Source organism: Haloarcula sp. Atlit-47R, from assembly GCF_003665985.1.
Taxonomy (GTDB): Archaea; Halobacteriota; Halobacteria; order Halobacteriales; family Haloarculaceae; genus Haloarcula; species Haloarcula taiwanensis.
Window position 1 is genome coordinate 380,413 of the sequence record NZ_QPLQ01000002.1, and the last position, 13,874, is coordinate 394,286.

The window sequence follows — 13,874 nt, forward strand, 5'->3', positions numbered from 1 at the left end:
GAGCTTCCTCGAAAATGCGAGCGGCGCAACCGGAGGGAGCGGCCCTCGATAACGCGAACGGCTGGGAACCAGCATCGGGCCACCGCGACCGATGTCTATACGTGGGACTCGTCGTCGAGGACGTAGCGGCTCTCGGGGTAGCGCTCGCCGCCGATCTCGGTTTCGCTTTGGTCGGCGAACTCGAACCCGAATCCCTCGTAGAACTCGGCTCCCGGCTCGTTCGCCGTGAGCACCATCGCGTTGACCCGCTCGATGTCGTGCTCGAACAGCTCCTCGCAGGTCCGTTCTAGCAGCGACCGGCCGATTCCCTCGCGCCTGTAGTCGGGATGGACGTACAGCCGGAGAATATACCCCGCACGGTCGGTTTCGTGCCACGTCGCGTGTGCGAACCCGACGACGCGCTCTTCGCGCTCTGCGACCAGCAGGATGGTTTGCGATTCGACCAGTTCCGATTCGATCTGTTCGGTCGAATACCAGTCTCGAACGCCGTCCTCGGCCGTCTCGCGGGTGAGGATATCCGGGTAATCCGTCTTCCAGGCCGCTGTCGCGACCTGATTGATGGCCGTTACATCGTCCGGAGTTGCCAGTCTGATTGTCATGTGAAAACGTATGTCATAGTCTGTGAAATGTTTTCCCGCGTCAAGTGGTGCGAGATAGCAGGTCTTGCCTCACCGACTGGGTATGGTCGGCAAAACCGGGTGCTGGACATATGTATTCATAATGTTTTTTGATTAGAGATTCTGAACTGTGGGACAAATGCGTTACTCCGAAACGTTGCAGCTGTTCGACCAGGCCTGTGAGTTCCCCGCTGACCACGCCGCTGTCGTTCAGCAACTCGGCGACGTCGAACTGGTCGCCCAGAACGGCGACTCGGTCGAAATGAGTGAAGTATTGGCCCGGACCAGCGAGGCCACCTACCAGTCCCCAGAGGGGCTGTACAACTCTCTGGTCGGGAATCTGGACGACGACTTCATCGGCCGGAAGTACTACGACGACCGGGCCGGGAGCACGTCCGGAACTGACGAAGTTCGAACCGAGACAGACCGTCTGTAGCCGCTGGGCTGTGGTGTCGGGTGCTGTCCGCACTCAGTTCGCTGGCGTCGATTCGTTGAGCCACGTCGGCCGCTGCACTGTCGTCTCGCCGATGTCCTCGTACCAGAAGCTGTATTCGACAATGCGATCTTCGGTTCGGTACCAGACGCTGAATCGGCGGACGAGGCCGGCAGGCTCGACCAGCAGTTCGACACGAAACTCCGTCAGCTGTTCGGTCGCCGGAATATCGCCGCCGGACCCACGAATCCGGTAGGCTCGGCTGCCGTCCCGCGTGACGACGGTCGTGGTACTCTGGTTGACCACCGCGTAGCGGTTCAGGTAGAATGCTGTCCGGTAGGCGTACTTGTCTCGGCTGAACTGCACCTCACCGCGCTGGCGTTCAACAGTGCCGTTGTCACGGCGTTCATACCAGTTGGTGCCGTCGGCGTAGGTCGACTGTTCGTACCGCTCGACAGTCGCGTTCGAGTCGGTCGTCATCCTGACCAGTTCGTCGCGGTACCGCGTTGGCGATTCGACGGTAACAGTTTCGGCGCGCCGGACGGAACTGCTGTCGTTCCCGATCCTGAACTCGCTGTAGCGTTCGTTCAGCGTGTATGTAGTGCCGTTGACCGCCTGCCGATGAGCCGCCGCCAAGAGGGCGATGTTTTCGAGCCGGTCGGTAGTCACGCCGGGCGGCGGGTCCAGCGTCGGTACCGTGTCCGACTCCGCCGCAGTCGGAACCGGGGCCGGCGTGACAGTGGGCCGGTCGGCGTTGTCAGCATCGACAAAGGCGTTACAGCCGGCTGTCAGGAGCAGGACAGTCACCGCAGCTGTCGACAGCCAGCGCATACTGACAGTGAGGGAGACACGGTCAAAAGCGCGGCGGCGAGCGCGGGAAGGGTGCGTTTTTTGGCCCCCGGTCCCGGACACCCCGACAATGACTGAGTACGACTACGAGGAGCTGGGGCTTGTCGCCGGCTTGGAGATCCACCAGCAACTCGACACCGCGACGAAACTGTTCTGTGACTGTCCGACGACGACCCGCGAACCCGAGGAGAGCGAGCGCTCCTTTACCCGCTATCTGCACCCGACCAAGAGCGAACTCGGGGAGATAGACGAGGCGGCGCTAGAAGAGAGCATGGTCGACCGCGAATTCGAGTACCTAGCCTATGACACGACCTGCCTCGTCGAGGAGGACGACGAGCCACCCCACCGCGTCGACCGTGAGGCGATGGAGACGACGCTCGAAATCGCCCAGCTACTGGATATGTCCGTCGTCGACCAGGTGAACGTCATGCGGAAAATCGTCGTCGACGGCTCGAACACCACGGGGTTCCAGCGCTCGATGCTGGTCGCCAACGACGGAGCCATCGAGACGAGCGCCGGCCCGGTCGGCATCGAGGACATACTGCTGGAGGAAGAGTCCTGCCAGCGCGTCGAGGAGACCGACGACGGCGTGCGCTTCTCCCTGGACCGCCTGGGCATCCCGCTGGTCGAAATCGGGACCAAGCCGGACATCAGTTCGCCCGAACAGGCCCGCGAGGCCGCCGAGCGTATCGGGATGTTGCTCCGATCGACCGGGAAGGTCAAGCGCGGCCTCGGGACCATCCGCCAGGACGTGAACGTCTCCATCGCCGAGGGCGCGCGCATCGAACTGAAGGGCGTCCAGAGCCTCGACGACATCGACGACCTCGTCCGCAACGAGGTCCGCCGGCAGGTCGAACTGCTGGATATCGCCGAGAAACTCACTGCGCGCGACGCTTCGGTGGGTGAGCCACAGGACGTGACCGACGTGTTCGAGGATACGGACTCAGGCGTTATCGAGGGCGCACTCTCCTCGGGCGGCGAGGTACAGGGCCTCCTGCTTTCGGGCTTTGACGGCCTCGTCGGCCGCGAGATTCAACCCGACCGGCGGCTCGGGACAGAACTGTCCGACCACGCCAAGCGCCACGGCGCGGGCGGCATCTTCCACACCGACGAACTCCCGGCCTACGGCGTCACCGAGGCAGAGGTCGAGGCCCTGCGGGACGCCGTCGGCGCGGGTCCCGAGGACGCCGTCGCCATCGTCGCCGACGACCCAGAAACCGCCGAGCTGGCCATCGACGCCGTTGCCGAGCGAGCCGAAACCGCGCTCGAAGGCGTCCCCGAAGAAACGCGAGATGCGAACGAGGACGCCACGTCGCGGTACCTCCGCCCGCTCCCGGGCGCGGCGCGGATGTACCCCGAGACAGACGTGCCCCCGGTCGAGCCCGACGTAACCGAAGTCGAGACGCCGGAACTGCTCACCGAGAAGGTCGACCGGTACGAAAGCGAGTTCGACCTCGGCTCCGGCCTCGCCGAGCAGGTCGCCTACGGCCAGCGATGGCCGCTGTTCGAGGCGCTGGTCGAGGGTGAGGGTGTCGACCCGACGCTGGCCGCCGGCACGCTGGAGTCGACGCTGACCGAACTCCGTCGCGACGACGTGCCCGTTGAGAACCTCACCGACGAGCACCTTCGAGAGGCGATTCTGCTGGTCGACGGCGGTGACGTGCCCCGAGAGGGCATCGAGGACCTGCTGACGGCGCTCGCCGAGGACCCGTCGCTGACGGCCGAGGAAGCCGTCGAACAGGAGGGACTGGGCGGCGTCGACGAGTCGGAGGTCCGGGACGCCGTTGTCGATGTCGTCGAGCGTCACGAAGACCAGGTCGCTGAGGAGGGAATGGGCGCGTTCTCGGCGCTGATGGGCGAGTGCATGGGCGCACTCCGCGGCAAAGCTGACGGCGATACGGTGAGCGACGTGTTGCGTTCGGAGATACAGAAGCGGGCTTAATTGCTTCGCTCGGGCTGCAAGGAGTCGATATCGACGGCGTTCGAGGTCAGTCCGTTACCGCTTGCCGACAGGTCGTGCTCGAGTGTCGATTCGAGCAGCGGAACGAGAGCCGGCGCGTTCGGCCCGATATCGACGATATCTTCCGACTGGTTGTACTGGACGACACCGGCATCGACCAGCCGCGGAAGGTGGTTGTGATAGAGTGCCGTGTAAATCGTGAGCCGCTCGTCGCGGTACTGTTTAGCCGGTGTTCCGTGTTCGAACTCGGTCACCGTGTCCGCGAGCACAGCCAGTGAAACCGGTGTCGTGTACTGTGACAGCCCGTACAGAAGGTATCGCCGATAGTGCGACGACAGGAGCGACAGTCGGTCGTCCAGCGGAAGCGAGTCGGGAATCTCGGTTTGTTTCGTATTCATTTTGTCTGGTATGGAACTGGATGGGGACAGGTATCGTGTCAGGTTTGGAGTGGTTCGAATGCTATTGGGCCACGGTACGCTCGTGCTCACGGTCGTCGGCAACGTCTCCGGTATCCGCGAGGGCGTTGACACGGTCGACGACGCGGTGGACCGTTCCATCTCGCGTGCAGGGTGCGACGTGCTGGAGGTCTCCGTCAGCGTATTCAGCGAGGGCAAGCGTCGGCAGCGTGATGACATTGACCGACTCGTCGGAAACCATGTTCGTCACCGGGTGCTGCCAGTCGAAGGCGTCAAGCGAGGCATCGGAGTCGCGCTCCCACTGTTCGAACATCGAAAGGCGCTCCAGCAGGTGTCGGCCCTCCGCAGTCCGCTGTGCGAGTCGTGGTTCGATCCGGCGTCCCCAGATCAGTATCGACAGGTCCTCGATACGGCCAGCGCTTTCGAGAGCCTGTAACCGGTCGAGCACGTAGTGCTGGTGTTGTCTTGCGTCTTCCGGACACAGGGACCGGAAGAACAGTTCGACGCGAACAGGATTGACAGTGGAATCCATAGTGAGGTGGTGCGTATCCTGTGGATCGCTACAGCGGTAACTGTCCTAAGTACTCTCTCTAGGCCCCTAGAATAAATCGGAGCAAACCCGAACCATGGCTGATATATCCGGGCCACTCGATTAGTAGTTAGTATATGAATATGTGGTACTTTCTCTGTCAGGTCGGCATTCAGTTACGGCTTTTCGTAGCCCGATAGACCGTTATTCGAGATGTATTCATCGCGTGCATGTGTTCGGAAGAAATATTAACAATCTAACTAGACACCGGGCGTTAAGTAGCTCGCCGCTACAGTTGATGCATGGTTCCAAGTGTCGTGGATGGCCACGATATCCCTGCCCTGTACGGGCCAGCCATCGATACACTGCCGCTCATGTTTGCGATTGTAGATTCGTCCGGGGTGATCCTCTCGACGAACGAGACGTGGCACGAGTTTGGTCGGGCAAACGGAACAGGGCTGACGCCGAGTACGCTCGGCAGGAACTATCTCAACGTTGCTGACACGGCCGACGATACGACCGGGCAACAGGCGGCGGACGGCATCAGGGCCGTCCTCGCTGGCGAGCAGGCCTCGTTCGAACTTGAATACCCGTGTCACACTGAGTCGGCGAAACGGTGGTTCCGGTTGTACGCCGCTCCGTTCACTATCGACGGTGCGACGTTTGCGTCCATCGCACATATCGACATCACAGCCCGGAAACAGCGGGAGTTGGCCCTCGAATCGGCCTACGAGGTCTGTACCGACTCGGACCGGACGTTCACTGACCAGCTCGACGCGCTGTTAGAACTCGGCTGTGAAACGCTCGGTTCGCCGTTCGGGACCCTCTCCCGGGTCCACGGCGACGAGTACGTGTTCGAAGCAGTCACTACACCGTCGTCTGCCGACCTCGAAGCCGGCAGAACAACCAGCATCGAGACACTCCCGAACTGCAGACACGTCGTCGAACACCGCGAACCGCTCGCTATCGGCGATGTTGCAGCGGACGCCCCGGCGCTCGCTGACTCGGAGTGGGGCATTGAGAACTACATTGGCGCGCCCGTCGTCGTTGACGGGGCCGTGTACGGGACGTTCTGCTTTTACGGACTGGAGCCGCGCGCGGCGCCGTACACGCAGTGGGACCTGACGTTCGTCCGGTTGCTCTCCGACTGGGCGGGCTACGAACTCGAACGACAGCGCCACACGGAACAGCGCGATGCATTGAACATCGCCCTTCCGGACCCCAGTTACATTATCGACGCGGAGGGGCGATTTCTCGACTGTCTGACCGACCCCGAGACGATGCTGAAGGTAGATGAGACGGACACGCTTGTCGGCCAGACGCTACACGAGTTTCTTCCCCGCGACACCGCTGATTCGCTACTGGCGACTGTTCGTGTAGCCCTGCGGACCGGGTCGTTTCAGTCCGTGGAGTACAGACTGCAGACTCCCGGTGACAAGCGATGGTTCGAAGCGCGGGTTGCACCGCTGCAAAGTCGCGCGTACGACCTCGATACTGTCATCTTCGTCGCTCGGGACATCACCGCTCACAAAGACCGCGAGGCCGAACTCGAACGCCAGCGTGACGAACTCAGACAGGCACAGCGGCTCAACGTACTGGGTCGAGAAATTGCGAAAGCGCTACAGGACACACAGACGCGCGAGGAGATCGAATCGGCGGTGTGTGCACACCTCACTGAATCAGACCTGTACCAAGCCGTGTGGGCCGGAAGCCGCGGGAGTGCAACCCAGATAACACTGGGTGCCGCCGCTGGGATTGCCACGGCGACGCCGGAGCAGATTTCGCCCGGCGAGCACAGTCTTGCCATAGATGCTATCGAGACCGGTGAGGTACAGGTCGTTGCGGACATCGCCGACGTGTCGACCCAGTCGGACACCGAGATGGACCGCCCGCTAATCGCAGCCCACTGCTCCGTCGCGGCAGTTCCCCTGACAACTGGCCAGACCACGTACGGCGTCCTGATGGTGTACGCATCGACCGACACCACGATTGGCTGTCGTGAGTCGGACATCCTTGGCGATCTGGGGCGGCTTATCGCACTGTCCATCCAGCGCGTCCACAGTCAGCAGTCGCTGCAGTCGGCGACGACCGTCGAGCTAGAGTTCCTGACGCCAGATTCCGACGACATCTTCGCCAGCCTCTCCGCGATGCTTGACTGTTCGTTCACACTCGAACGGCGCGTCCCGACCAGTTCCGGACGCAGCCTCCACTACGTTCGCGTCAGCGGGGTCGACACTGACCAGGTGAGCCAGGCGCTCACTGGGCTGCCGTCGGTCGAATCCTGTGCCGTCGTCGAGACTGCGTCGGAGAACCGAGCGCCCCTGCTTGAAGTCACTCTCGACAAGATATCCGCATCGCCGCTTGACACTCTCATAGATTACGGCGGGGCGGTGCGGCAGGCCGTGGCGGCGGACGGCGACCTGCAGTTCACAGCAGAGATGGCACCAGATATCAACGTCCGCGCCGTCGTTGAAGCGGTCCAAGAGGTAACGCCCGGGACGGAGCTCCGGAGCAAGCAGTACGTCGACCAGCCGGTCTCGACGGTGACGGACTTCCGGACACGGATACGCGACCGGCTGACGCCAAAACAGGCCGCCGCGCTCAAAACCGCCTACGCACGCGGCTACTACGACTGGCCGCGAGGGAGCGCCGCGGAGGAACTGGCCGAGACGCTCGACATCTCTGCGCCGACCCTGCACTACCGGTTGCGGAAAGCCCACGACGCCGTCATCGGGGCGCTGTTTGACTCCGGAAGCGGCCCCGAGACACTCGACTGAAGATTAGTCGTCTTCGGCACGCTCGATTCGCTGCCGGGCCTGCCGAAACAGGCCCCGGAGCGTCTTCGTCTCCCGACCGGTCGGTTGCGCACGCCCGAGTACCCGACGGAACAGCCGGCGGGCTTTGTGCTGTTTTTCTCTGGGGTGGCCGATAGCCCGCAGGAACCGGTCGAACTCCTCGTGTAGTCCCTCGACGGCCGGCGTCTCGGCGAGGGTGTGCAGTTCCTCGGGGTGCTGGTTCGCGTCGACAGTCAGTTCGCGGAGTTCGTAGAGAACGATGGTGGCCGCCTGCCCGAGGTTCAACACCGGATACGACGCGCTGGCCGGGATAGAGCAGATAACATCCAGCTGTGCGAGTTCGTCGTTGGAGAGTCCGACACGCTCGCGACCGAAGACGACACAGATGTCTCCTTCGACATCCCGGAGCGAGTCAGCCAAGTCGGCCGGGGTCGTCGCCGGATACCGGACGTGGTTGGCCGGGTCCTCGTTCGTCGTCGCCGTGCAGGCGACAGTGTGGTAGTTCTCGACGATGTCGTCAAACGTCACTGTCCGGGCGTTCGGCAGAATGTCGTCACGGGCTTGCCCGGCGAAGCCGTACGCCTCGCCGTCCGGGTCTAGCTCCGGTGGGTCAACGAGCAACAGCTCTGAGAGGCCGAAGTTCTTCATCGAGCGGGCGATGGTGCCGACGTTGCCCGGCGTCTCCGCGTCGACGACAGCGACAGATATCATACGTCCAGGTCGCTGAGGTCCATGTCGATTGTGTCGAGGTCCGCTTCGTCCATCTGCTTGACCTCCTCTTCGAGCCCCGGAATCGCTTCGTCCCTGTCGGGGGCCTCCGGCAGCGCTGTCGGCTCCTCATCGACGTGTTCGAGGCCGACGTACCCCTCCGGGGCGCGATTCCCGTCGAGGAACCACTCGTGGAAGGCCGAGGCCAGCTCAGTATCGCCGGCGTAGGTCTCGCCACCCGCCTCGCGGAACCAGTAGATGAAGTCTGTCTCGTGGTCCGAGCAGACAACCACCTCGCCCATCGGCTCGCCGTAAATCGCGTCCGCGACGTTGCACTGTTCGATGTCTTCGTCACCGTGAATCAGCCAGCAGGCGTCACAGGGGTCGACGACCCGTTCTGCGAGCACCAGCAACCGTTGTCGGGTCTCCGGTTCCATCGTCTTGAGCGGCCGGACCCGTCCGTCCGACCCGAGCACGTCCTCGTCGAAACGCCAGCCCCGAAGCCCGATATTGACTTTGCCCATATCTCAAGATGGGAGAGTCCCAGACTAAAAGAGCGCGATGTGTCGGACGAACAGTGCCGGCCCGTCCGCGCTCCATCGTAGCCCCGGGGTGTGAGACGGGTGCCCGAACCGGTTACACGCTGTGGTGACTCGAAACGTAGACAGTTCTAGGTAAATTTAACATAATTATTCGACCTAGCATTCGCAATCGGCGTCCAAATCAGGCAAAAGTATCAAGCCCGCCCAAACATTTATACGTGATTGGCTTTTCTCCGTAAAAGAACACATGGAACGGCCGACGCGCCAGCGGGATTCTGAACAGGAGGAACGCGAGGAGGAGTCCGAGAGCACGGGCCAGCAGACCTGCCCAGAGTGTGAGTCGGAGTCCATATCTAGCGACGGCGGTGGAGAGCTCGTCTGCGAGGACTGTGGCCTGGTCATCGAAGACGAGAACATCGACCGCGGGCCGGAGTGGCGGGCATTCAATCACTCTGAACGCCAGTCCAAGTCACGCGTCGGAGCCCCCACGACCCAGACGATGCACGATAAGGGGCTGACCACACAGATCGACTGGAAGGACAAGGACGCCTACGGTCGGTCGCTCTCCTCGGAGAAGCGGAGCCAGATGCACCGCCTCCGGAAGTGGCAGGAACGCATCCGGACCAAAGACGCCGGCGAGCGGAACCTGCAGTTCGCGCTGTCGGAAATCGACCGAATGGCCAGCGCACTCGGCGTTCCTCGCTCGGTTCGGGAGGTCGCTTCGGTCATCTACCGGCGCGCGCTCAACGAGGACCTCATCCGCGGACGCTCCATCGAGGGCGTCGCCACCGCCTGCCTGTACGCGGCCTGTCGTCAGGAAGGCATCCCACGCAGCTTAGAAGAGGTGTCGGACGTTTCCCGGGTCGAGCAGAAGGAGATCGGGCGGACCTATCGGTACGTTGCCCAGGAACTCGAACTGAAGATGGAGCCGGTCGACCCCAAGCAGTACGTCCCGCGGTTTGCGTCCGAGCTGGAACTCTCAGAGGAGGTCCAGTCGAAGGCCAACGAAATCATCGACACTACCGCCGAGCAGGGCCTGCTCTCGGGGAAATCACCTACCGGCTACGCTGCTGCGGCCATCTACGCCGCCTCGCTGCTCTGTAACGAGAAGAAGACCCAGCGCGAGGTCGCCGACGTGGCCCAGGTGACGGAGGTCACCATCCGGAACCGGTATCAGGAGCAGATCGAAGCGATGGGCATCCACTGACTGGCCGCGCTCTGTTCACTCGATGGTCTCGCTTCCGCTGTTCGTACGGTACTGCCAGCTGTAGCACGGCACAGGCAGTCGGTACAGTAGCACGGAACGTGTAGAGCTATCTGTCTGGGCAGCGAACTGTCGGTATGCCTGTTTCCCCCTCGCAGAAACGGATCGCACTCCTCGTCATCGGGCTGGTGATCCTCTTTGCACCCGCGCTGTTTGTCCTCGCGACACTTGAGTTTCTCATCCTGTCCGGCAACCTCGCGCTCAGCGATATTTCGCTCCTCGAATTCGTCGAGTTGTATCTTATCGACCTCGTGCTGTTCGTCCTGCTCGGGTACGGCGTCTACCGGCTGACGTTCTGGCTGATCCAAGACCGGCTTCCAGACGCACTTGCTACCGTAGACGAGACCGAGGTCGCCGGCGCGACTGACGACACAGAGACCAGCGGGACCGTCAGTGAGGAGCAATCCTGACTGGCACCCACTCTGAGGCGCTACAACGACGTAGAGTGACTCTCTCGCAGAACGAGGACCACACAACCCCGTCGGCGTTCGCATTTTCGGGAGCCGTTTACCGCACACGCCTCCCGGGTTCTCCGTGCGTGTCTTTCAGAGTGGTCGCTCTCGCTAGTCTCCCGCAACCGCTGTCGGCTCCTCGGCAGTCTCACCGACTGAGCCGAGATCAATCATCGCCAGCAAAGCAATGACGCCGAAGCCGACTTTGGTTACCACGTCAAGGTAGACGATCACGAGCGTCGCAGTCTCAACGTCCATTAGCCCCAGTCCCGCCGCACCGAGCAGCCACACAACTGGGTACACCAGCCAGAGAACGACGACGAAGTTCCGGAGCGTGCGGTACAGGCTGATCTCGATGTCGGACAGAGTCGACTTCGCAGCCACCGCGATGTTGCCATAGAGCAGGTAGATGACGCCACCGAACAGCGCTGCGCCGACCGCGAACAGCAGGTAGCTCACTGGCGACGCAGTGATGGCACCGGCAAAGCCGAAGACGATAGTCAACGCCTGCAGGACGACGAGTTTCACCGTGTCCTGCCGGCTCGCGCCAGCGAGCAGTGCCAGGAACCAGACGTTGAGCGGCGTCGTCAATAGCCAGTCGACATAACGGATCACGTACACCGTATGGCCACCACTCTGTATCGACCCGAAGCCAAGCGCCATCAGCGCGTAGGCGACGATGGCGATACCCGGGATTGCGATCAACAGCAGGTACCGCTTCCGTGTCTCTTCTGGGACGAGCGTGTAGCCGTACGCCAGCACCGCCGTCCCGAGCAGTTCACCCAGTAGTCCCAGTGTGAACCAGGTCGTTATCGTTGCCATTGTTAGTCGTCCCCCACTGCGGCCGTGCTATCAGAACCCGTCCCGGCGGAGCTCTCGACGGTAAAGCGGTCCAGTAGCGATTCGAGGTCGTCAGCCCGCTGTCGGAGCTCTGTCGCGGAGTTTGACACTTCGTCGATGGACGCGGACTGGTCCTGTGCGGCACCGGCCACGGTGTCGGCCTCCGTCGCCGTCTGCTGACTGATCGTCGTCAGGTCGTCGATGGTCCCCATCACGTCCTGTGCAGTCCGGGCCTGCTCCTCGGTCGCCCGGTCGATCTCCTGAATGCCGGTGTCGACCTCCTCGGTGTACTCGACGATGGTCTCCAGCGCGTCGACGGTCTCCTCGACCGTCGAGACGCCTTCGGTGATCCGGGCACTGGTCGACTCCATCGTCTCGACGGTGTCGCCGGCCTGCTCCTGAATGCCCTCGATGCGCTGTTCGATGTCGGCGGCGGCCTCTTTGGTCTCCTCAGCGAGGCCCTTGATCTCGTCCGCGACGACGGCGAACCCGTCGCCGTCTCCGTCAGCGTGGGCGGCCTCGATGGAGGCGTTCAGCGCGAGCATGTTCGTCTGCTCGACAATGCTTGTGATGACGCCGACGATTTCGCCGATCTCGTCGAGCTCCTCGTCAAGCGCGTTGATCTCCGCGACGGTCTCGCCGGTCTCGTCCTCGATGGCACTCATCTCCGAGATAGCTTCCTGTGCGGCTTCGCGGCCGTCCTCGCCGACCTCTGCGGCCGACTGGGACGTGTCGGCGACCTGCTGAGCAGAGGAGGCGACTTGCTGTGCGGTCGCCGAGAGATTCTGCATCTCGGCAGCCGCCGATTCGAGGCCTTCGTTTTGCTCGGTCGTGCCCTCGAAAATCTCGTTTATCGACTTCGACACCTGCTTGCTGGCCTGGTCAACTCGTTCCGCGTTCGAGTTGACGCGGTCGCTAGACTGGATGACGTTGGCCGCGAACGCCTTCATGTCCGCGATGGTGTCTTCGAGCGCATCCAGCGTGGTGTTGATATCCTCACCGACCTCGGCCATCGCCTCGTTCATGCTGTCGGTGTCCACCCGCGCGGTGAGGTCGCCATCGGCGGCGGCCTCCAGCGCGTCGCTGTACTGCTGGGCCTTGAGTTCGAGGTGGCCGGTCAGCGCCTCCATCTCGTTGCGCTCGGATTCGACTTCCTCGCGAGCCGCCTGTGCTTGCTCTTTGGCCTCTTCGGCCTCCTGCCGGGCAGTTTCGGCCTCGGAAATCTGCGTTCGGAGGTTCGTCCGCATGTTGTCGAAGGCCGTGTACAGCGTTCCGAACTCGTCTTCGCGCGACGTATCGAGGTCGACGTCAAGCTCACCATCGGCCATCGATTCGGCCTTCACCGAAAGCCGCCGTAGCGACGCAATCGTGTTTCCACCGATCGTGACCCCGATGAGCCCGAGGTTGACGACAGCGAGTAGTATGAGCGCGATGAGGTCGGAGTTGATCTGATCGCTCAGCGCGTAGGCGACCTCCGGGTCGGAGTGGACCATGACGACCCAGTCCTTCGATTCGAGGCGGTTCAGCCCCATCAACATACGGTCTGTTTCGTGGAAGGCGCTCTCGCCGGGTTCAAGTGTCCCCAGCGGGTTCGACTCCATCTGTGAAATCGGTGCTGTCGACCCGATCATCGAGATGTTGGGGTGGGAAACGAACTCGCCCTCGGTGTTGACGACCGTGGTAAATGACCCATCGCGCTGGTTCGATATCTGATCGGCCTTCTCTCGGAGGTCGATCATATACACGAGCGCCCTGTCATCGTCTCCGGGAACGGGCGAAACGACAGCAACTATCGGATGGTCGACGACCGAGACAGAGAACGGCTCTGTCACGTGGGTATCATCGGCGTCGTTGAACTGTGGCGGGTCCGTCGCGAACGGGGCCCCCTGCTCGGCAGCGTTGACCCCGACGAAGTCCTGATTCGAACTGGCGCGAATCTCGTTTGTCTCGGTGTCGAAGTAGTGCACTGCAACGACACCGGGTGGCAGTTCCTCGTTGGACCGGAGCTCCTCCAGTCGTTGCTGTTTCTCCGTGGCCGTTCCGTCAGTAAACACGGGAAGTCGTGACACCGACCGGACATTCCGGCGCGATGTTGTCAGCCATTCGTCCAATTGTTCGGCTTGCGTCTCTGACAGCGCCGTAATGTCGTCTGCCACGTCTTCCTCGAGAGTGGCGGACGCCTGCACGCTTGTCAGGACCCCAACAGCGATAATGACAATTATCGCAAATGAAAGTGCCAGCCCGAGTCTGGCAGCGTAACTGCCAGCAATAAAACTCGGGAGCGGCGAGTCCCTATCTGGTTCCATCATCCAATGCTATGCAAACATCCTAATAAAGGGTTGGTGCGCAATTTTCACCGTTGATAAACGACATGGCCAACTGTGGTAATCCGTCGCCCCGGCACAGCTAACGGTGTAAGATCTGGCGTTTGGATAGTGTACACTGCAGTTACCGGACTGAGCACCGACC

13 protein-coding genes are annotated in these 13,874 nt (G+C 62.1%); 5 read left to right on the forward strand and 8 right to left on the reverse strand.

The genetic code is table 11. From position 1 onward, the window contains the following. Positions 1–95: 95 nt before the first annotated feature. Positions 96–599 carry a GNAT family N-acetyltransferase gene (locus DVK00_RS09635; RefSeq protein ID WP_101349479.1) on the reverse strand — a complete coding sequence of 168 codons (504 nt, stop codon included), beginning with the start codon at positions 597–599 and terminating at the stop codon, positions 96–98. A gap of 157 nt (positions 600–756) precedes the next feature. Here DVK00_RS09635 and DVK00_RS09640 point away from each other — a divergent pair, with 157 nt between their 5' ends. Continuing rightward, positions 757–1,053: a hypothetical protein gene (locus DVK00_RS09640; protein ID WP_101349478.1), complete on the forward strand. Its 297-nt coding sequence runs from the start codon at positions 757–759 to the stop codon at positions 1,051–1,053. A gap of 33 nt (positions 1,054–1,086) precedes the next feature. Here DVK00_RS09640 and DVK00_RS09645 read toward each other — a convergent pair whose 3' ends face one another. Next, the gene (locus tag DVK00_RS09645) at positions 1,087–1,881 is read right to left on the reverse strand and encodes a hypothetical protein (RefSeq protein WP_101349477.1); all 795 of its coding nucleotides are present in this window, start codon (positions 1,879–1,881) and stop codon (positions 1,087–1,089) included. Positions 1,882–1,969: 88 nt separating this feature from the next. Between DVK00_RS09645 and gatE the strand changes: the two genes are divergently transcribed. Then, the gene (gatE, locus tag DVK00_RS09650; RefSeq protein ID WP_101349476.1) at positions 1,970–3,841 is read left to right on the forward strand and encodes a Glu-tRNA(Gln) amidotransferase subunit GatE; all 1,872 of its coding nucleotides are present in this window, start codon (positions 1,970–1,972) and stop codon (positions 3,839–3,841) included. On the opposite strand, the gene DVK00_RS09655 is transcribed toward gatE, so the two are convergent. Together DVK00_RS09655 and DVK00_RS09660 are read right to left on the reverse strand one after the other, a co-directional pair. Further along, positions 3,838–4,257 (reverse strand): hypothetical protein, encoded by a 420-nt coding sequence (locus DVK00_RS09655; RefSeq protein WP_101349475.1) that lies wholly within the window; start codon positions 4,255–4,257, stop codon positions 3,838–3,840. The genes gatE and DVK00_RS09655 overlap by 4 nt on opposite strands. A gap of 61 nt (positions 4,258–4,318) precedes the next feature. Then, positions 4,319–4,807, reverse strand: a complete 489-nt coding sequence (locus DVK00_RS09660; RefSeq protein WP_101349474.1) for an HTH domain-containing protein — start codon at positions 4,805–4,807, stop codon at positions 4,319–4,321. A gap of 299 nt (positions 4,808–5,106) precedes the next feature. Here DVK00_RS09660 and DVK00_RS09665 point away from each other — a divergent pair, with 299 nt between their 5' ends. Then, entirely contained in the window at positions 5,107–7,581 is a 2,475-nt protein-coding gene (locus DVK00_RS09665) for a bacterio-opsin activator domain-containing protein (protein WP_121577643.1), read from the forward strand. Positions 7,582–7,584: 3 nt separating this feature from the next. On the opposite strand, the gene DVK00_RS09670 is transcribed toward DVK00_RS09665, so the two are convergent. Together DVK00_RS09670 and DVK00_RS09675 are read right to left on the reverse strand one after the other, a co-directional pair. Next, positions 7,585–8,310 carry an RNA methyltransferase gene (locus tag DVK00_RS09670; protein ID WP_101349472.1) on the reverse strand — a complete coding sequence of 242 codons (726 nt, stop codon included), beginning with the start codon at positions 8,308–8,310 and terminating at the stop codon, positions 7,585–7,587. Further along, complete coding sequence (locus DVK00_RS09675) at positions 8,307–8,831, reverse strand: hypothetical protein (RefSeq protein WP_101349471.1); 525 nt, start codon at positions 8,829–8,831, stop codon at positions 8,307–8,309. The genes DVK00_RS09670 and DVK00_RS09675 overlap by 4 nt, the downstream gene beginning before the upstream one ends. 265 nt (positions 8,832–9,096) lie before the next feature. Between DVK00_RS09675 and DVK00_RS09680 the strand changes: the two genes are divergently transcribed. Beyond that, the gene (locus DVK00_RS09680; RefSeq protein WP_004518753.1) at positions 9,097–10,056 is read left to right on the forward strand and encodes a transcription initiation factor IIB family protein; all 960 of its coding nucleotides are present in this window, start codon (positions 9,097–9,099) and stop codon (positions 10,054–10,056) included. Between the two features lie 134 nt (positions 10,057–10,190). Then, entirely contained in the window at positions 10,191–10,523 is a 333-nt protein-coding gene (locus tag DVK00_RS09685) for a hypothetical protein (protein WP_101349470.1), read from the forward strand. Positions 10,524–10,676: 153 nt separating this feature from the next. Here DVK00_RS09685 and sop2 read toward each other — a convergent pair whose 3' ends face one another. Together sop2 and DVK00_RS09695 are read right to left on the reverse strand one after the other, a co-directional pair. Continuing rightward, positions 10,677–11,387, reverse strand: coding sequence for a sensory rhodopsin II (gene sop2 / locus DVK00_RS09690; RefSeq protein WP_121511067.1), 711 nt, complete (start codon positions 11,385–11,387; stop codon positions 10,677–10,679). A gap of 2 nt (positions 11,388–11,389) precedes the next feature. After that, positions 11,390–13,591 (reverse strand): methyl-accepting chemotaxis protein, encoded by a 2,202-nt coding sequence (locus tag DVK00_RS09695; RefSeq protein WP_121536841.1) that lies wholly within the window; start codon positions 13,589–13,591, stop codon positions 11,390–11,392. Positions 13,592–13,874 lie beyond the last annotated feature (283 nt).